General features: G+C 58.8%; 20 protein-coding genes, 1 tRNA gene and 1 pseudogene. 12 read left to right on the top strand and 10 right to left on the bottom strand.

Going from position 1 to position 16,661, the window contains the following annotated elements; translation table 11 throughout:
• Positions 1-33 precede the first annotated feature (33 nt).
• Positions 34-579 (bottom strand): cytochrome b/b6 domain-containing protein, encoded by a 546-nt coding sequence (locus MUM_RS0131175; protein ID WP_010176883.1) that lies wholly within the window; start codon positions 577-579, stop codon positions 34-36.
• Positions 579-845, bottom strand: coding sequence for a PepSY domain-containing protein (locus tag MUM_RS0131170; protein WP_010176882.1), 267 nt, complete (start codon positions 843-845; stop codon positions 579-581). Before MUM_RS0131170 ends, MUM_RS0131175 begins: the two co-directional genes overlap by 1 nt.
• Positions 846-991: 146 nt before the next feature.
• Between MUM_RS0131170 and MUM_RS0131165 the strand changes: the two genes are divergently transcribed.
• Together MUM_RS0131165 and MUM_RS0131160 are read left to right on the top strand one after the other, a co-directional pair.
• Positions 992-1,654, top strand: a complete 663-nt coding sequence (locus MUM_RS0131165; RefSeq protein ID WP_010176881.1) for a response regulator — start codon at positions 992-994, stop codon at positions 1,652-1,654.
• A complete protein-coding gene (locus MUM_RS0131160; protein WP_010176880.1) occupies positions 1,651-3,048 on the top strand; it encodes a sensor histidine kinase in 1,398 nt (465 codons plus the stop codon). The genes MUM_RS0131165 and MUM_RS0131160 overlap by 4 nt, the downstream gene beginning before the upstream one ends.
• On the opposite strand, the gene MUM_RS1000000133760 is transcribed toward MUM_RS0131160, so the two are convergent.
• The 5 genes and pseudogenes from MUM_RS1000000133760 to MUM_RS0131140 all read right to left on the bottom strand — a co-directional run bounded on the left by MUM_RS1000000133760 (position 3,005) and on the right by MUM_RS0131140 (position 5,795).
• On the bottom strand, positions 3,005-3,475 hold the full coding sequence (locus tag MUM_RS1000000133760) for a hypothetical protein (protein WP_081480153.1): 471 nt from the start codon (positions 3,473-3,475) through the stop codon (positions 3,005-3,007). The genes MUM_RS0131160 and MUM_RS1000000133760 overlap by 44 nt on opposite strands.
• A 9-nt stretch (positions 3,476-3,484) precedes the next feature.
• Positions 3,485-3,763 carry a colicin E3-like toxin immunity protein gene (locus MUM_RS0131155; RefSeq protein ID WP_010176879.1) on the bottom strand — a complete coding sequence of 93 codons (279 nt, stop codon included), beginning with the start codon at positions 3,761-3,763 and terminating at the stop codon, positions 3,485-3,487.
• 15 nt (positions 3,764-3,778) lie between these two features.
• Positions 3,779-4,943, bottom strand: a pseudogene (locus MUM_RS01000000132785) (S-type pyocin domain-containing protein).
• A 125-nt stretch (positions 4,944-5,068) separates the two neighbouring features.
• Positions 5,069-5,389, bottom strand: coding sequence for a DUF6966 domain-containing protein (locus MUM_RS0131145; RefSeq protein WP_010176877.1), 321 nt, complete (start codon positions 5,387-5,389; stop codon positions 5,069-5,071).
• Positions 5,390-5,426: 37 nt separating this feature from the next.
• Positions 5,427-5,795 carry a PH domain-containing protein gene (locus tag MUM_RS0131140; RefSeq protein ID WP_010176876.1) on the bottom strand — a complete coding sequence of 123 codons (369 nt, stop codon included), beginning with the start codon at positions 5,793-5,795 and terminating at the stop codon, positions 5,427-5,429.
• 145 nt (positions 5,796-5,940) lie between these two features.
• On the opposite strand from MUM_RS0131140, the gene MUM_RS0131135 reads away from it, so the two are divergent.
• Entirely contained in the window at positions 5,941-6,576 is a 636-nt protein-coding gene (locus MUM_RS0131135; protein ID WP_003210319.1) for a LysE family translocator, read from the top strand.
• Here the strand turns inward: MUM_RS0131135 and MUM_RS0131130 are convergent.
• Positions 6,573-6,902, bottom strand: coding sequence for a hypothetical protein (locus MUM_RS0131130; RefSeq protein ID WP_010176875.1), 330 nt, complete (start codon positions 6,900-6,902; stop codon positions 6,573-6,575). The genes MUM_RS0131135 and MUM_RS0131130 overlap by 4 nt on opposite strands.
• A 94-nt stretch (positions 6,903-6,996) precedes the next feature.
• Positions 6,997-7,081 (bottom strand) — tRNA-Leu (locus tag MUM_RS0131125).
• 108 nt (positions 7,082-7,189) lie between these two features.
• On the opposite strand from MUM_RS0131125, the gene queA reads away from it, so the two are divergent.
• The 6 genes from queA (at position 7,190) to MUM_RS0131095 (ending at position 13,269) form a co-directional block, all read left to right on the top strand.
• Complete coding sequence (gene queA / locus MUM_RS0131120; RefSeq protein WP_010176874.1) at positions 7,190-8,239, top strand: tRNA preQ1(34) S-adenosylmethionine ribosyltransferase-isomerase QueA; 1,050 nt, start codon at positions 7,190-7,192, stop codon at positions 8,237-8,239.
• A 5-nt stretch (positions 8,240-8,244) separates the two neighbouring features.
• Positions 8,245-9,360 (top strand): tRNA guanosine(34) transglycosylase Tgt, encoded by a 1,116-nt coding sequence (gene tgt, locus MUM_RS0131115; RefSeq protein ID WP_010176873.1) that lies wholly within the window; start codon positions 8,245-8,247, stop codon positions 9,358-9,360.
• Between the two features lie 43 nt (positions 9,361-9,403).
• On the top strand, positions 9,404-9,742 hold the full coding sequence (gene yajC / locus MUM_RS0131110) for a preprotein translocase subunit YajC (RefSeq protein WP_003175975.1): 339 nt from the start codon (positions 9,404-9,406) through the stop codon (positions 9,740-9,742).
• A 62-nt stretch (positions 9,743-9,804) separates the two neighbouring features.
• On the top strand, positions 9,805-11,673 hold the full coding sequence (secD, locus tag MUM_RS0131105) for a protein translocase subunit SecD (RefSeq protein WP_010176872.1): 1,869 nt from the start codon (positions 9,805-9,807) through the stop codon (positions 11,671-11,673).
• 9 nt (positions 11,674-11,682) lie between these two features.
• Entirely contained in the window at positions 11,683-12,597 is a 915-nt protein-coding gene (secF, locus tag MUM_RS0131100; RefSeq protein ID WP_003210311.1) for a protein translocase subunit SecF, read from the top strand.
• A 123-nt stretch (positions 12,598-12,720) separates the two neighbouring features.
• Positions 12,721-13,269 carry a glycine zipper 2TM domain-containing protein gene (locus MUM_RS0131095; protein ID WP_003210309.1) on the top strand — a complete coding sequence of 183 codons (549 nt, stop codon included), beginning with the start codon at positions 12,721-12,723 and terminating at the stop codon, positions 13,267-13,269.
• Positions 13,270-13,320: 51 nt separating this feature from the next.
• On the opposite strand, the gene suhB is transcribed toward MUM_RS0131095, so the two are convergent.
• Positions 13,321-14,136 carry a type III secretion system regulator SuhB gene (suhB, locus tag MUM_RS0131090; RefSeq protein WP_003175971.1) on the bottom strand — a complete coding sequence of 272 codons (816 nt, stop codon included), beginning with the start codon at positions 14,134-14,136 and terminating at the stop codon, positions 13,321-13,323.
• A 145-nt stretch (positions 14,137-14,281) separates the two neighbouring features.
• Between suhB and trmJ the strand changes: the two genes are divergently transcribed.
• The 3 genes from trmJ to iscR all read left to right on the top strand — a co-directional run bounded on the left by trmJ (position 14,282) and on the right by iscR (position 16,628).
• Entirely contained in the window at positions 14,282-15,052 is a 771-nt protein-coding gene (trmJ, locus tag MUM_RS0131085; RefSeq protein WP_010176871.1) for a tRNA (cytosine(32)/uridine(32)-2'-O)-methyltransferase TrmJ, read from the top strand.
• Between the two features lie 2 nt (positions 15,053-15,054).
• Entirely contained in the window at positions 15,055-15,837 is a 783-nt protein-coding gene (gene cysE / locus MUM_RS0131080; protein WP_010176870.1) for a serine O-acetyltransferase, read from the top strand.
• 299 nt (positions 15,838-16,136) lie between these two features.
• Positions 16,137-16,628: a Fe-S cluster assembly transcriptional regulator IscR gene (gene iscR, locus MUM_RS0131075; RefSeq protein ID WP_003210305.1), complete on the top strand. Its 492-nt coding sequence runs from the start codon at positions 16,137-16,139 to the stop codon at positions 16,626-16,628.
• The last annotated feature ends 33 nt before the right edge of the window (positions 16,629-16,661 follow it).

The following is a 16,661-nucleotide window of genomic DNA, read 5'->3' as shown; positions in this document are numbered from 1 at the left end:
AGCGGGCGCATAGAGAACCTGTCGGGAAAAGGATTACTGCGCACGGTCATCCGGCAGGCGCCTCCTGCGGCCGGTGAGCATGGATAACGGCAGGTTGTCCCGCACCTGGATACTTTCAAACACCGCCGCCAGCACATGCACGCCAACCAGACCCGCCAGCACATTGGCGGCGGTTTCGTGCAACAGCAGCGGCAAATCGGCGCCCCACAGGGCATCGACTTCCTGCATCAAAAAGCCGCTGACGCCGATCGTCAGCAGCGCCAGCAACATCAGAATCATCACCAGCGCACCAATGGGCGAGTGGCCCAGGCGGTGCTGCGGTCGGCGGTTGAGCAATGAACGCACATGGCTTTTGAGTCGTTCCGGCGTCGGCCAAAAATCTACCCAGCGTGCGCTGCGCGGTCCTGCAAATCCCCACACCAACCGCACCAGCAACCAGGCCATGGCGTAATAGCCCAGCCACACATGCCAGTCGTCGCCTGCTTCGTTGAAGAAGTAATTGGCCACAAAGACGCCGGCGATGGAGAGGTGAAACACCCTGACCACCGGGTCCCAGAGGCGCAGGGAGGTTGCTGGCATCAGCCCTTGATCTCAGTCTTCACGGCCTTGCCGGTGACTGGATCGTGGTAGATCTCGACCTTGCGTTTGTCCTTGTCAAAGCCGTAGATCTCGTAGCAGTTGCCATCGGTGACCTTGAACTTGCTGATCTCGTAGCCCTGGGCTTTGAGTTGGTCCTGAAAGGCCTTCTGGTCCTGCCATTGCGAGCGCTCGGCAGTGGTGCATTGCGGGCCGGCAATGGCCAGGGGGCTGGCGATAATCAGCGACAGCAGGAGAATTTTACGCATGGAAACGCTCTCAGCAGATGTGGGAGATTTCACTGTGCAAAACCAACCTTAGCGAAAGCTTAGTTGGCAACGGCCCGTAACATCTTTCTCGAAATAGCCTCGGCGGTTACACGGCATCATGCCGCCGTTACTCCAGAGAATCAGCTATGCGCCTGCTCCTTGTCGAAGATGACCGTGCCCTCGGCCAAGGGATTCGCGTGGCCCTCAGCGCCGAAGGCTACACCTTGGACTGGCTGCAAGACGGCGTCAGTGCCCTGCATGCGTTGCGCAGCGAAAGCTTCGACCTGCTGCTGCTCGACCTCGGCCTGCCGCGCCTCGACGGCCTGACACTCCTGCAAACCCTGCGCGCCGAGCAATACGACCTGCCAGTGATGATCCTCACCGCCCGCGACGACACTGCCGAACGTATCGCCGGCCTGGATGCCGGCGCCGACGACTACCTGGTCAAACCCTTTGACGTCGAAGAATTCAAGGCTCGTGTGCGCGCCTTGTTGCGTCGCAGCCAGGGCCGCGCGCAGCCAATGCTGGAGCATGCGGGCGTGAGCCTCGACCCGGCGACCCAACAAGTCAGTTATCAGGGCCAGGACATCGTGGTGACGCCGATGGAATATCAACTGCTCCATCAACTGATGGTGCGCCCCGGCAAAGTCGTCACCCGCGAACGCTTGTCCCGCGCGCTTTACGGCTGGCAGGACCGCGTCGAAAGCAACACCCTCGAAGTCCTTATCCACAACCTGCGCAAAAAACTCTCCACCGATCTGATCCGCACCGTGCGCGGCGTGGGCTACGTGGTGGAGCTCAAGCCATGAACTCGGTGCGCGCGCGCATCCTCATCCCGGTGCTGGTGCTGATCTTGCTGGGTGATGGACTGATCAGTTGGCTGGTGCTGCGGGACAGTCACCACGAAATCGAAGAAGTCTACGACGCCCAACTCGCCCAAAGCGCCCGTTTGCTGCAAGGCGTACTGCGCCAGCGCGACCCCGGCGATGCCGACTGGGACCGCCTCTATCAGGCTTTCGACCAGGCCATGAGCCGCGTCGGCGAAGACGGCGCCGCGCACCCTTATGAGACCCGCCTGACCTTTCAGGTATGGCGCCCCGATGGTCAACTGCTCGTACGTTCCACTGATGCACCGATCCTCAACACACCGCCCACCACACTCGGGCCCCACGACCTGACGGAAAACGGCAACGACTGGTGCGCGTTCATGCTTGCCGACATGCAACAAGGCCTGCTCATTTGGGTGGGCGAGCGCGACGACATTCGCCAGGACGTGATCCAGCGCATCATCCGCCATACCCTCTGGCCCATCCTGATTGGCGTACCGCTGCTGGCGTTGTTGATTTGGCTGACCATCGGCTGGGGCCTCAAACCCCTGCGCGCGATGGCCCAGGCCATTCGCGGGCGGGACAGCAATACGTTGCGACCGCTGCAGCTTGAGCCATTGCCCACGGACCTGGAACCGATGCAAACCGCGCTGAACCGCCTGCTGGTGCAGGTGGACGACCTGCTGGAGCGGGAGCGTCGGTTTATCGCGGACGCAGCGCATGAACTGCGCACGCCGTTGGCGATATTGCGCATTCATGCACAGAACGCCCAGAGCGCGGAAACCGAGGAACAGCGGCGAGAGGCGTTGGACTTCCTGGTCAATGGCGTGGACCGGGCGACGCGTATTGGCAGCCAACTGCTGACCATGGCGCGCATCGAGCCGCAGTTGAACAACACCGTTCGCGTGCGTGTGCCGTTGACGGAGTTGGTGCGCGAAGAACTTGCGGAACTGACGCCCCTGGCGATGGAGAAAGGCGTTGAGTTGGTGCTGGAAGGGGATGAGGAATGCTGGATTGAAACGGACCCGATAGCGTTGGCGATTGCGCTGCAGAACCTGGTGACCAATGCGCTGAATTTCTCGCCGGCGGGGAGTGAAGTGAGGGTGATGGTGCGGGGGACGGATTCGGGCGTGGTGCAGCTGTGTGTGGAGGATGCGGGGCCGGGGATTGATGAAGGGGAAATTGGAAGGTTGTTTGAGCGGTTTTATAGTCGCGGGAATGTGAATGGGGCGGGGTTGGGGCTGGCGATTGTGCAGATGATCGTGGGGAGGATTGGGGGGCGGTTGGAGTTGTATAACCGGGAGGTGGGTGGGTTGTGTGCGCGGTTGAGTTTTAGCTCCTGTGGGGTGGAACCGGTGGGAATACCACACCGTTGAAGGTGTGGGTGCAGCAGTTACAAAACGGCTTCATGAACGCGGGTGTCAATTGCGGGTTAACCTTTTGTAGCAATCCCGCATCGTCGACGAATAAGCCGCTGTAATAGGTGGACTCGTCCGTTCGTACGTACTCGCTTTTTTCGCTTTCATGTAGGGCTACCATCCAGAACACGGGATCCGGGCGGTCCAGGCGGGCATTGGCTTCGCTGAAAATCGCATCCCATTGGTGGCCGACCTTGGACAGAAGAAACCGGAATAGTGGCGTGTAATCGAAGCCGTGCCGGTGATGGCTGTGCATCGAACCACGGCTTAGGGTGGAGCTCTTTTCGTTTTTGCTATGGCGTTGTTGCCTATAGGTGCGGCAGCTTCCGTGACGCACGTTGTACGTTCGGGTGTTGACTGAGCGGTAGAGAGGAGGCTTTTTCATTGGGGTCCTTTATGGCTGCCTGGAGGCTTGAGGTGGCCATGTACCTTGGTAACTGAAGGAGATTTGGTAATCGAAGTTCGCGGGTTCAATTGCGTGCTGGAAATGCGGTTGGATAATCGCTATCCAGCTTGGGAGAACATTGAACACGTCTGCATATATCGCTGTTTCTTGACCTAACCCTAGCGTTTCAAAAAAGCTCTCCGCATTATCAAAATCTGCCGAATATTCATCTGCCTTCACGTAATTGCTGTGCTTGTCGTACCAACGCAATCTGACTTTCATAACCATGATGTGTTTTCCACTTTATCTGTATATGCGGCGTTCGGGTTTTGCTCGACCTCGGCGCTCACCAGTGTAGGGATCGAATGCGCCTAGGTGGACAAGGTCACTGTTTCGATAGACTTCTAATTTGCCTTTCTTGGAGTTCCACTCAAATATCTTCCTCCCTTTAGCATCTATCCAACGCTCCCGTAAGCCGCTCCCGCCTTTCCTTGGTGTCACGGGCCTTTGGTCTATCAGGCCTGGAAAGCCAGTTATGTCAGCTGCTTGGGGGGGCCGGAAAATAATCGTGGTCCGGGTTTTTCATGCCCTTTCGTGGTTCGTTAACCACCACGTACAGCGGCCGAACCCCCGACTCCACCGGGAACACCAGAATAAAATCCCGGTATTCCGGCGGATAAATCGGATTCACCAAAATCTGCTTGGCCGCCTCAGTCGGCGGATAGATCCACATAACCGGCGCTTGCGGCGCAGCCTCCAATGCCGGAATGCCAAGGGTGTCGCCAGGATCAATGGCCGGCGTCCAAATCAGCTCCACACCCTCGCCAAGATCCGCCACAAACTGGCTGTCACGACTCTGAAACTGCACCACATCGATCATCTGCCAGTCGGCGTTTTTGCCGGTATAAAACCCATACCCCTTCAGCGTCCCGTCGGCGCGTTGCTCGATATGCAAACGCATCCGAGCGCGGGCTTTTGGCAGGTTACGAAGCTGCTCTTCGCTATAGAGCGCACTGTCGCCAAGCTCCGATGGCCATGCCAGCACCACCAGCCCTGCAAGCAAACTCCCGGCTGCGGCACCGACCGCCGTAGCCGCGGACTCCAATACCGCTGTACGCAGCACAAGCTGGCCAAGCCCCACGGGTAGGGCACGACCACTGATTTTCCTTAGGGCCACACCGCCGTGGCTATCCACCTCGCGCCCGCCTAACAGCGTGAAATGACCGTAGTCTTTGATCAGCTCAAGCGGCACATAACCGGTGGCGTTGTTGTAGCTGACTATCCCGTCGGGCAGTTGGCACGACTTGGCGAATACCTGGCCTGGAATCCTTGCAGGTTCAGGCGATGGCGCAGGAGGCGCTTCATACAAATCAATGAACGGTGAATACGGAATCTGCTTAGGCTGCGGAGCCAGAATTCGCCGCTTCAGCTGCTCTTCTTCGGTAATCGGATACGCGCGCTCTGTCATGACGACTCACTTCCCTGTGCAAGGAAGCGAGCCTATGAGAGCTGAGAAGAACCTGAAATTCTCGTTGTTCGATGGGAGGTGTGGGAAATGTCACTTTATCAATCGCTACATTGAGCCAAGTACACTTACTCTCGTTGAGAGCGCTGTATCTCCGTGCTCAATTGAGCAGCTTTGTTGCGTAACTCGTCCAACCGGTCGTTTAACTCTTTGTATCCCGGCTTCCAGGAAAAAACGCCGCCTTCGCTGCTTTGTCCAAGAACGAGGTCATTGAACGAACCCATTCCGCCGTATGCAGAGCGCAAATAGGTGATTCCGGAGTAATCGGATGCTTGCAATAAGGTTTTGGCCTTACGCATCCAGCGGCTCCAGTGATTGTCCCCGTCGCTTTCCAGCAGGGTGGCAAGATCCCCAAGCACATCGATTAGCTCTGCGGTTTTCGGGCCCATAGTGGGAAGTCCTTACAAGCGGAGTTTTCGTATTGGCTCAAAGCACATGCCTGGAAATCACCTTCGATATCTCCACAATCGACGTCTTCCCCGTGAACTCAAACTTCACTTTCCCCACCGCCGAAAAGTAAATCTCCAGTTCCGAATCCAGGTCAAACGTCCCGGACGTTTCCACCGAATACGCGACGATGTTTTTGTACGGCAGGGACGTGAAGTCTTTCTTGCTGCCGGTAATCCCTTGCACGTTCACCGCGATGATGCGCTTGGTGGTGAACACCACGCCGTCGCGCATGGCCTTGTAGGAATCGATCACCTGCTCATCATCCAGCAACAGGGACGATACGCGTTCGGCGTATTCGTTGTTTTGCTTGAGCTTGAAGAAGCCTTTGTTGTTGAAGTCGATCATGTGCCTTTCCTTGGGTGGGTGGTGCGCTAAACGCCCGCGCCGGTGTATGACGTTTTGCTCGCGGATCTGTATCTAACGGCCTGTCTTTTATCGCCCTACCATGGCGCCAATAACGCCGCCCGAACAAAACTCAAGGAGCCGCACCATGCCCGAACTGTCCAGCCTGCTTGCCTATGGCCTGATCTCGCTCGGGATGGTGCTGACGCCCGGTCCGAACATGATTTACCTCATTTCGCGGTCGATCTGCCAGGGGCGAGTGGCCGGGCTGATTTCCTTGGGCGGCGTTGCGATGGGTTTTGTCGTCTATATGTTCTGCGCGGCATTGGGTATCACCGCGTTGGTGATGGCGGTTCCCTATGCCTACGACGCGCTGCGGCTCGGCGGGGCGTTGTATCTGGTGTACCTCGCCTGGCAGGCGGTCAAGCCGGGTGGTCGCTCGCCGTTTCAGGTGCGGGATTTGCCAAAGGACAGCCCACGCAAGCTGTTCATGATGGGCTTTGTCACCAACCTGCTGAATCCCAAAGTGGCGGTGATGTATTTGTCGTTGCTGCCTCAGTTCATTGACCCTAACGGCCACGCCAGCGTGCTCTCGCAATCCCTGGTGCTGGGCTTTACGCAGATCATGATCAGTGTGAGCGTCAATGGGCTGATCGCTCTTATGGCGGGCTCGATCGCGGGATTTTTCATCCGCAAACCGGTCTGGCAAACCGTACAGCGCTGGTTGATGGGCTCGGTGCTGATGGGCCTGGCCGTACGCATGGCGGTCGAAGGCAGGCGTTAAAGGATCGCCTTCAGGTAATCCTTGAGTGCGTTTAGCGGGGCATTGAGTGCTTCGAGTGTCGTCGCTTGGCGCACATCCACCGCGAGCCGTTGCAGCTCGCGGCCCATCACGGTGTGAGCGCCGCCCAGGGATTCGAGGGCCAACGCCAGGCACTCGTCGATCTTCTGCTGGATAGCGCTCACATCGCCCTGGCGCACCAGCAAGCCAAACACTTCCCGTTCATAGCCGTCCATGACCAGGTCGTCCCGCAGAATCGGGCTCGCGCCTTCTGTCTCATATACCAACTTGAGAGCAAAAAGCGCTACAGCTTCCAGTGTCAGTTCCACGGTCAGGGTTCCTCTTTTCTCGCGTTCGCCCGCCCATCATCACTTTCCTGCAGGCGAAAAAAAAGACCTTGAATTTCAAGGTCTTTTTTTAAGATGGTGCCCCGAGGGAGACTCGAACTCCCACTCCTTTCGAAAACGGATTTTGAATCCGCCGCGTCTACCAATTCCGCCATCAGGGCTCAATGGCGGCGAAGTATAGAGATGAGATTACCGTTGGTCAATCACGTTTCATGGTCAATTTTCACTATTTCCGCTAGACTTCCCGGCCCTGCTAGACGAACCCCATCATGCGCGTTGCTGACTTTACTTTTGAGCTCCCTGATTCGCTGATCGCTCGCCATCCTTTGGCCGAGCGTCGCGCCAGTCGACTGCTGACCCTGGACGGGGTCAGTGGTGCCCTCGCACACCGTCAATTCACTGATTTGCTTGAGCATTTACGCCCGGGCGACTTGATGGTGTTTAACAATACCCGGGTGATTCCGGCTCGCCTTTTTGGCAAGAAAGCCTCCGGCGGCAAGCTGGAAATTCTGGTGGAGCGGGTGCTGGACAGCCATCGCGTGCTGGCCCATGTGCGCTCCAGCAAGTCGCCTAAACCGGGTTCGAAGATTCTCATTGATGGCGGTGGCGAAGCTGAGATGCTCGCCCGTCACGATGCGTTGTTCGAGCTGGGCTTTGCCGAGGAAGTGTTGCCGCTGCTGGAGCGCGTCGGCCACATGCCGTTGCCTCCTTATATAGACCGCCCGGACGAAGACTCGGACCGCGAGCGCTACCAGACGGTGTATTCCGAGCGCCTGGGCGCGGTGGCTGCCCCGACGGCGGGGCTGCATTTCGATCAGCCGCTGCTGGAAGCGATTGCCGCCAAGGGCATCGAATCCGCCTTTGTGACCCTGCACGTGGGGGCCGGCACGTTTCAGCCGGTGCGTGTGGATAACATCGAAGACCATCACATGCACAGCGAATGGCTGGAAGTCAGCCAGGAAGTGGTGGATGCGGTCAATGCGTGCAAGGCGCGCGGCGGGCGTGTGGTGGCGGTCGGTACCACCAGCGTGCGTTCGCTGGAAAGCGCGGCGCGCGATGGCGTGCTCAAGCCGTTCAGTGGCGACACCGATATCTTTATCTACCCGGGCCGGCCGTTCCATGTGGTCGATTGCCTGGTCACCAATTTCCATTTGCCGGAATCCACGCTGTTGATGCTGGTGTCGGCGTTCGCAGGTTATCCCGAAGCCATGGCCGCCTATAAAGCCGCTATCGAGCATGGATACCGTTTTTTCAGCTACGGTGATGCGATGTTTATCACCCGTAATCCGGCGCCGCGCGGCCCAGAGGAACAATCATGAGTCGTATGTCGTTTGAATTGCTGGCCACGGATGGTAAAGCTCGCCGCGGCCGTTTGACTTTCCCTCGCGGTACCGTCGAGACCCCGGCCTTTATGCCGGTCGGCACCTACGGCACCGTAAAAGGCATGCTGCCGCGTGACATCGTCGCCACTGGCGCCGAGATCATCCTGGGTAACACCTTCCACCTGTGGCTGCGCCCGGGCACGGAAGTGATCAAGAAGCACGGCGACCTGCACGATTTCATGCAGTGGAAAGGCCCGATCCTGACCGACTCCGGTGGCTTCCAGGTGTTCAGCCTGGGCGCCATGCGCAAGATCAAGGAGGAGGGCGTGACCTTCGCCTCCCCGGTCGACGGCGCCAAGGTGTTCATGGGCCCGGAAGAATCGATGCAGGTCCAGCGCGACCTGGGCTCCGACATCGTGATGATTTTCGACGAATGCACGCCGTACCCGGCCGATGAAGACGTGGCACGGGTGTCGATGGAGCTTTCGTTGCGTTGGGCCCAGCGCTCAAAAAATGCCCATGGCGATAACACCGCTGCCCTGTTCGGTATCGTGCAGGGCGGCATGCATGAAAGCTTGCGCAAGCGCTCGCTGGAAGGTCTGGACAAGATCGGCTTCGACGGCCTGGCCATCGGCGGTTTGTCGGTGGGCGAGCCCAAGCACGAGATGATCAAAGTGCTGGACTACCTGCCGGGCTTGATGCCGGCTGACAAACCTCGTTACCTTATGGGCGTTGGCAAACCGGAAGATCTCGTAGAGGGTGTGCGCCGCGGTGTGGACATGTTCGATTGCGTGATGCCAACCCGTAATGCCCGCAATGGGCATCTGTTCATCGATACAGGCGTGCTGAAGATCCGTAACGCGTTCCATCGCCATGATGAATCGCCGCTGGATCCCACCTGTGACTGCTACACCTGCCAGAACTTCTCGCGCGCTTATCTGCATCATCTGGACAAGTGTGGGGAAATGCTGGGTAGCATGTTGAATACCATCCACAATTTGCGTCACTACCAAGTCCTGATGGCTGGTTTGCGCGAGGCTATTCAACAGGGTACATTGGCCGCCTTCGTCGATGCCTTCTATGCCAAGCGCGGGCTGCCTGTGCCGCCCTTGGACTGAGTTTTCCGACCCTAAGATTCACTATTTGCAACTGGAGTGCTAAATGAGCTTTTTTATCTCTAATGCCATGGCTGATGCCGCTGCACCGGCCGCTGCCGGTCCTATGGGCGGTGGTTTTGAGTGGATTTTCCTGGTCGGCTTCCTGGTCATCTTCTACCTGATGATCTGGCGTCCACAGGCCAAGCGCGCCAAAGAGCAGAAGAACCTGCTGGGCAGCTTGCAGAAAGGCGACGAAGTCGTGACCACTGGCGGCATCGCCGGCAAGATCACTAAAGTGTCCGACGCTTTCGTGGTGCTGGAAGTCTCCGACACCGTAGAAATGAAGTTCCAGAAGGGCGCCATCGCCGCCACGCTGCCAAAAGGCACGCTCAAAGCGATCTGAGTAACAACCTTTACCAATCGACGGGGCGCGCAAGGCGCCCCGCGTTATAAGCGGGCGGCGTGATGCTGAACAAATACCCTCTGTGGAAATACGTACTGATCCTGGCGGTGCTGGCGATCGGTTTTATTTATTCCGCTCCCAATCTCTATCCTGATGACCCGGCGATCCAGATCACTGGCGCCAGCACTGCGCTGCAGGTCAATCAGGCTGATCTGGACCGTGCGAGCAAAGCGCTCACCGACGCGGGGATCCAGGTTAAAGCGGCAAGTTTGGCTGCTGATGCGAAGGGCGGCTTGTTGCGCCTGACCAAGCAAGAAGACCAATTGCCGGCCAAAGACGTTGTGCGCAAGGTCATGGGTGATGACTACGTCGTCGCGCTGAACCTGGCACAGACCACGCCAAAATGGCTGCGCGCGATTGGCGCACACCCGATGAAGCTGGGTCTGGACTTGTCCGGTGGTGTGCACTTCCTGCTGGAAGTGGACATGGACAAGGCCCTCGACGCTCGCCTGAAAGTCTACGAAGGCGATGTGAAGAGCCTGCTGCGTAAAGAGCGCCTGCGTTATCGCAGCCTGCCGCAGCTCAACGGTGCCATCCAGTTGGGTTTTGCTGACGAAGCAACCCGCGAACAGGCCCGTGCACTGATCCGCAAGAACTTCAACGATTTCGACATTGTTCCGGCCGACCTCAATGGTCAGGCGGTACTGCGTCTGGCGATGACCCCGGCCAAGCTGGCGGAAATCCGTGAATACTCCATCAAGCAGAACTTGACCACGGTACGTAACCGCGTCAACGAGCTGGGTGTGGCCGAGCCGATCGTTCAGCGTCAGGGTGCCAACCGCATCGTGGTTGAACTGCCGGGCGTGCAGGACACCGCTGAAGCCAAGCGTATCCTGGGTAAAACCGCCAACCTGGAATTCCGCCTGGCGGCTGAGCCGGGTGCTACCCGCGCCACTGCCGAAGAGTTCGAGTTCCGTGAAGGCAACCGTCCGCCTGCACTGATCGAGCGTGGCTTGATCATCACCGGTGACCAGGTGACCGACGCCAAGGCCGGTTTCGGCGAGCACGGTACGCCTGAAGTGAACATCCGCCTGGATGGCCACGGCGGCGAACTGATGAGCCGCGCAACCCGCAGCAACGTCGGTCGCAGCATGGCGGTGATCTTCATCGAACAACGTCCGGTCACCACCTACACCAAGCAAGTGGTCGACGGCGTCGAGAAAGACGTTCCGGTACAAACCTTTAAAGAAGAGAAGAAGATCATCAGCCTGGCGACTATCCAGTCGCCGCTGGGTGCTCAATTCCGCATCACTGGCCTGAACGGCCAGGGTGAGTCGTCCGAACTGGCGCTGCTGCTGCGTGCCGGTGGCCTGGCGGCCCCGATGTACTTCGCTGAAGAACGCACCATCGGCCCGAGCCTGGGTGCTGACAACATCACCAAGGGTATCGACGCTGCACTGTGGGGCATGCTGTTCGTTTCCCTGTTCATCATCGCCATCTACCGCTTCTTCGGCATCATCGCTACCGTCGCGCTGGCGGGCAACATGGTGATGCTGTTGGCCCTGATGTCGCTGCTGGGTGCAACGCTGACCCTGCCAGGTATCGCGGGTATCGTACTCACCATGGGTATGGCGGTAGACGCCAACGTACTGATCTTCTCGCGGATTCGTGAAGAGATCGCGGCGGGCATGACCGTGCAACGGGCAATCAACGAAGGCTTCGGCCGGGCATTTACCGCGATTCTCGACTCCAACCTGACCACTCTGTTGGTCGGCGGGATTCTCTTTGCCATGGGCACCGGCCCGGTCAAAGGGTTTGCGGTGACCATGTCCCTCGGTATCTTTACCTCGATGTTCACGGCCATCATGGTGACCCGCGCAATGGTCAACCTGATCTTTGGCGGACGTGACTTCAAGAAGTTGTGGATTTAAGGGGCTGCCATGTTACGTACAATCAACTTCATGGGCGTTCGCAACGTTGCGTTCGGCTTCACCATGCTCCTTACCGTTCTGGCGTTGTTCAGCTGGTTCCATAAGGGCTTGAACTACGGTCTGGACTTCACCGGCGGTACGCTCATCGAGCTGACCTACGAGAAACCGGCCGACGTTAGCCTGGTGCGCAACGAGCTGGTCAAGGCCGGCTATCACGAAGCCATCGTGCAGAGCTTTGGTGCAACCACCGACCTGCTGGTGCGGATGCCGGGCGAAGACCCGCAACTGGGTCACCAGGTAGCCGAGGCCTTGCAGAAGGTCGGCGGTGACAACCCGGCGTCGGTCAAGCGCGTCGAGTTCGTGGGCCCGCAAGTAGGTGAAGAGCTGCGCGACCAGGGCGGCCTCGGCATGCTGATGGCGCTGGTTGGCATCATGATCTACCTGGCTTTCCGCTTTCAGTGGAAGTTCGGTGTCGGCGCCATTGTGTCGCTGATCCACGACGTGATCGTGACTGTGGGCATCCTGGCCTACTTCCAGATCACCTTCGACCTGACGGTATTGGCGGCGGTGCTGGCGATCATTGGTTACTCCCTCAACGACACCATCGTGGTATTCGACCGGGTTCGTGAGAACTTCCGGGTACTGCGCAAGGCGACGTTGATCGAGAACATCAACATCTCCACCACCCAGACCCTGCTGCGCACCATGGCGACCTCGATCTCCACCTTGCTGGCGATTGCCGCGCTGATGGTGTTCGGTGGCGACAACCTGTGGGGCTTCTCGCTGTCGCTTTTCATCGGCGTACTGGCGGGTACTTACTCGTCGATCTACATCGCCAACGTGGTACTGATCTGGCTGAACCTCAACAGCGAAGACCTGATCCCTCCTGCCAGCACCGGCAAGGAGGTCGACGACCGCCCTTGATGGGTGTTTGTTGATCTGCTGTTACAAAGAAGGCGCGAGTATTGAACTCGCGCCTTTTTTTTTGCTCCAAGGCTGGGTATAGCGCGGATCGTTCGGTCCGTTTGTGATGGTCAGGAGGTTCACGTGAACAAGTCGTTACTGGTTGGTGCGGTATTGGGTGCTGTCGGTGTGACTGCCGGGGGTGCTGTTGCCACCTACAGCCTGGTAAAAAGCGGCCCTGAGTATGCGCAAGTGCTGGCGGTGCAGCCGGTGAAAACCCAGATTAAAACCCCGCGTGAAGTCTGCAAGGACGTTGCCGTAACCCGGCAGAAGCCTGTGCAGGATCAGCATCAGATCGTCGGTACGGTGGTCGGTGCGCTGGCGGGCGGCCTGTTGGGTAATCAGGTCGGCGGCGGTAATGGCAAGAAGCTGGCCACGGTGGCCGGTGCGGTCGGCGGCGGTTATGCCGGTAACAAGGTTCAGGAAGGTATGCAGAACCGCGATACCTACACCACCACGCAAACCCGCTGTAACACCGTTAACGACATCAGTGACAAGGTTGTCGGGTACGACGTGCGTTACACCCTGGACGGCAAGGAAGGCTCTGTGCGCATGGATCGCGATCCAGGCAACCAGATCCCGGTCGACAAGGAAGGGCGTCTGGTTATTGGTCAGAACCAGCCGCAGCAGTAATTTCAGGTACAAAAAAAGCACCCCTAGGGGTGCTTTTTTATGCTCGCTCGATTAGCGCTTCAGCGAAGCCGGCAGGTGCGGCTGGATCGCCGTCAGTACTGCCTTGAAGCACTTGGTGTTGCCGGCAACCACATGGCCTTTCTCAAGGAAGTCGTGACCACCGGTGAAGTCGCTCACCAGGCCGCCGGCTTCTTGAATCAGCAGTGCGCCTGCAGCCATATCCCACTCGGACAGGCCCGACTCCCAGAACGCATCAAAGCGACCGGCAGCGACATAGGCCAGGTCCAGGCTGGCTGCGCCGGCGCGGCGGATGCCGGCGGTCTGGCCAACCAGGGCGCGGAACATGCCCAGGTAGTTTTCCAGGTTGTCCATCTGGTCGTCACGGAACGGGAAGCCGGTACCCAGCAGGGCGCCGTCGAGGCTGGTACGACCGCTGACGCGCAGGCGGCGACCGTTCAGTTGGGCGCCACGGCCACGGCTGGCGGTGAATTCTTCCTGGCGAACCGGGTCCAGAACAACGGCGTGCTCCAGGCGGCCACGGTATTTGCAGGCAATGCTCACAGCAAAGTGCGGGATGCCGCGCAGGAAGTTGGTGGTGCCATCCAGTGGGTCGATGATCCACAGGTAGTCTTCGCCTTCGCCGCTACCTTTGTGCAGGCCGGTTTCTTCACCGAGGATGCCGTGGGTAGGGTAGGCCTTGCGCAGCGCGTCGATGATTTTCTGCTCGGCGGCGCGATCCACCTCGGATACGTAATCCTTGGCGTCTTTTTCGTCGACCTTGATGGTATCCAGGCGCTCGATGGAGCGGAAGATCAATTCACTGGCGCTGCGGGCGGCGCGCAGCGCGATATTCAGCATGGGCTGCATGGATGTGTCACCTAAGGTTGTTAAAGAAAGCCGAGCATTCTAGCAGAAACTTTCTTCAGGTGAAGGACGACGTTACCTTTCATGGCATAACCTTAGGCTGTTCTGTAAGATTTGCTCCCCTTTCCCGTGTCCGAGAGCGCCTCCCTTGCTGCAAAACATCCGTGTCGTCCTCGTCAATACCAGTCATCCCGGCAACATCGGCGGGGTGGCGCGAGCCATGAAGAACATGGGGCTGACGCGCCTGGTGCTGGTGGAGCCGCGTGTGTTTCCGCACCACGAGGCCGATGCCCGCGCGTCCGGCGCCAATGACATTCTCGAAAAAGCCCAGGTCGTCGCCACTCTGGAAGACGCTCTGGTCGGCTGCAACCAGGTGCTCGGCACCAGCGCTCGCGACCGTCGAATCCCTTGGCCGCTGCTGGATCCTCGCGAATGCGGGACCAAAGTCGTGGAAGAGGCTGCCGGCGGCGCTGAAATCGCTTTGGTGTTCGGCCGTGAAGATTCCGGCCTGACCAATGACGAGTTGCAGCGATGTCATTATCACGTGCACATCCCATCAGACCCGGAATTCAGTTCGCTGAACCTCGGGGCAGCGGTGCAGGTGTTGAGTTATGAAGTGCGCATGGCCTGGCTGGCCGCAGAAGGACAGCCAAGCAAGGTAGAGAAGGACGAGGTTGCGTCGACCAAGAGTGGCGAACTGGCCACCATGGACGAGCTGGAACGATTCTATGAGCACCTGGAGCAAACCCTGGTGGCCATCGAATTCCTTGATCCGGAAAAACCGCGGCACTTGATGGCGCGCCTGCGCCGGTTATACGGACGCAGCTCGGTCAGCCGGGCAGAAATGAATATATTGCGTGGCATCCTCACGGAAACCCAGAAAGCGGCCCGTGGTGAGCTTCTTAAGCGGAAGGATTAAAAATGTTCGAGCGTTTGCGAGAAGATATCCAGAGTGTTTTCCACCGTGATCCGGCGGCGCGCAACGCCTTTGAAGTGCTGACCTGCTACCCGGGTATGCACGCGATCTGGATCCATCGCCTGTCTGGCGCCTTGTGGAATATGGGCTGGAAATGGCTGGCGCGGTTGGTGTCGAACTTTGGCCGCTGGTTGACCGGGATCGAGATTCATCCGGGCGCCAAGGTCGGCCGCCGCTTCTTTATCGACCACGGCATGGGCATCGTTATTGGTGAAACTGCCGAGATTGGTGATGACGTAACCCTGTATCAGGGTGTGACCCTGGGCGGTACCACCTGGAACAAGGGTAAGCGCCATCCAACACTGGAAGATGGCGTTGTCGTGGGGGCGGGTGCCAAGGTGCTCGGTCCGTTTACCGTGGGTGCGGGTGCCAAGGTCGGCTCCAACGCCGTGGTGACCAAGGCTGTGCCGCCTGGCGCAACCGTTGTCGGCATTCCGGGGCGGATCATCGTCAAGCCGGAAGTCGGTGATGAGCAGGAGGCCAAGCGCAAGGCCATGGCCGAGAAGATTGGCTTCGATGCCTATGGCGTCAGCGAAGACATGCCCGACCCGGTGGCGCGTGCCATCGGCCAGTTGCTCGACCACCTGCAGGCGGTGGATGGCAAGCTGGACGGCATGTGTGGCGCCTTGAAAGACCTGGGCAGCAGCTACTGCGCCAAGGACCTGCCTGAGCTGCGCACCGAAGACTTCGCCGAGATCAAGAGCGAAAGCGCTACCAAAGCCGGCTGACTCTTGAGCCGGTCGCGATCCCTGTGGGGGCTGGCTTGCCTGCGATGGCGGCGAGTCAGTGCCGGATAGGCTGGCTGGCAAACCGCTATCGCAGGCAAGCCAGCTCCCACATTTGATCTCCATTGGTCTTGAGGTTGGGGGCTTGACCCTGTTCCCGCTGTTCCATCCGCCCCCGTCCTGCTATTATTCGCGCGCCCTTTTTGCGGGTATTCCTGACTAAAGTACTAGGTCTTATAGTTGACTTAAATACTCGGGAATCGCATACTTGCTCCCATTCTGAAACACCTTGGTACTTGTCCATGAGACTGACTACAAAAGGCCGATACGCGGTGACCGCCATGCTTGATCTGGCCTTGCACGCGCAAAATGGGCCGGTGTCCCTGGCCGATATCTCCGAGCGCCAAGGCATTTCCCTGTCCTACCTCGAGCAGTTGTTCGCCAAATTGCGCCGCAGCAATCTGGTTTCCAGCGTTCGTGGTCCAGGCGGCGGCTATCAACTGTCCCGCGACATGCAGGGCATCCAGGTAGCCCAGGTGATCGACGCGGTGAACGAATCCGTCGATGCCACCAAATGCCAGGGCCTGGGTGATTGCCACGCCGGCGACACCTGCCTGACGCACCACTTGTGGTGTGACCTGAGCCTGCAGATCCATGAGTTTTTGAGTGGTATCAGCTTGGCTGATCTTGTGACTCGCCGTGAGGTGCAAGAAGTAGCCCAGCGTCAGGACCAGCGCCGTTGCAACACCAAGGCGCCGCGTCTGGACAAGATTGAAGCGTCCGCCGTCGAGTGACAGCCGAAGAGCTAACGGCACGCCAGCCAGCCT

The sequence above is a fragment of the Pseudomonas sp. PAMC 25886 genome, from assembly GCF_000242655.1.
Lineage (GTDB): Bacteria > Pseudomonadota > Gammaproteobacteria > Pseudomonadales > Pseudomonadaceae > Aquipseudomonas.
Note: the sequence above shows the minus strand (reverse complement) of the source record. Positions and strands in the feature narration are given on the sequence as shown.

Bases quoted from the DNA above. Each gene is read 5' to 3' on its own strand.
- MUM_RS0131175 (WP_010176883.1), bottom strand. From the start codon at position 579: ATGCCAGCAACCTCCCTGCGCCTCTGGGACCCGGTGGTCAGGGTGTTT.
- MUM_RS0131170 (WP_010176882.1), bottom strand. From the start codon at position 845: ATGCGTAAAATTCTCCTGCTGTCGCTGATTATCGCCAGCCCCCTGGCC.
- MUM_RS0131165 (WP_010176881.1), top strand. From the start codon at position 992: ATGCGCCTGCTCCTTGTCGAAGATGACCGTGCCCTCGGCCAAGGGATT.
- MUM_RS0131160 (WP_010176880.1), top strand. From the start codon at position 1,651: ATGAACTCGGTGCGCGCGCGCATCCTCATCCCGGTGCTGGTGCTGATC.
- MUM_RS1000000133760 (WP_081480153.1), bottom strand. From the start codon at position 3,475: ATGAAAAAGCCTCCTCTCTACCGCTCAGTCAACACCCGAACGTACAAC.
- MUM_RS0131155 (WP_010176879.1), bottom strand. From the start codon at position 3,763: ATGGTTATGAAAGTCAGATTGCGTTGGTACGACAAGCACAGCAATTAC.
- MUM_RS0131145 (WP_010176877.1), bottom strand. From the start codon at position 5,389: ATGGGCCCGAAAACCGCAGAGCTAATCGATGTGCTTGGGGATCTTGCC.
- MUM_RS0131140 (WP_010176876.1), bottom strand. From the start codon at position 5,795: ATGATCGACTTCAACAACAAAGGCTTCTTCAAGCTCAAGCAAAACAAC.
- MUM_RS0131135 (WP_003210319.1), top strand. From the start codon at position 5,941: ATGCCCGAACTGTCCAGCCTGCTTGCCTATGGCCTGATCTCGCTCGGG.
- queA (WP_010176874.1), top strand. From the start codon at position 7,190: ATGCGCGTTGCTGACTTTACTTTTGAGCTCCCTGATTCGCTGATCGCT.
- tgt (WP_010176873.1), top strand. From the start codon at position 8,245: ATGTCGTTTGAATTGCTGGCCACGGATGGTAAAGCTCGCCGCGGCCGT.
- yajC (WP_003175975.1), top strand. From the start codon at position 9,404: ATGAGCTTTTTTATCTCTAATGCCATGGCTGATGCCGCTGCACCGGCC.
- secD (WP_010176872.1), top strand. From the start codon at position 9,805: ATGCTGAACAAATACCCTCTGTGGAAATACGTACTGATCCTGGCGGTG.
- secF (WP_003210311.1), top strand. From the start codon at position 11,683: ATGTTACGTACAATCAACTTCATGGGCGTTCGCAACGTTGCGTTCGGC.
- suhB (WP_003175971.1), bottom strand. From the start codon at position 14,136: ATGCAGCCCATGCTGAATATCGCGCTGCGCGCCGCCCGCAGCGCCAGT.
- cysE (WP_010176870.1), top strand. From the start codon at position 15,055: ATGTTCGAGCGTTTGCGAGAAGATATCCAGAGTGTTTTCCACCGTGAT.
- iscR (WP_003210305.1), top strand. From the start codon at position 16,137: ATGAGACTGACTACAAAAGGCCGATACGCGGTGACCGCCATGCTTGAT.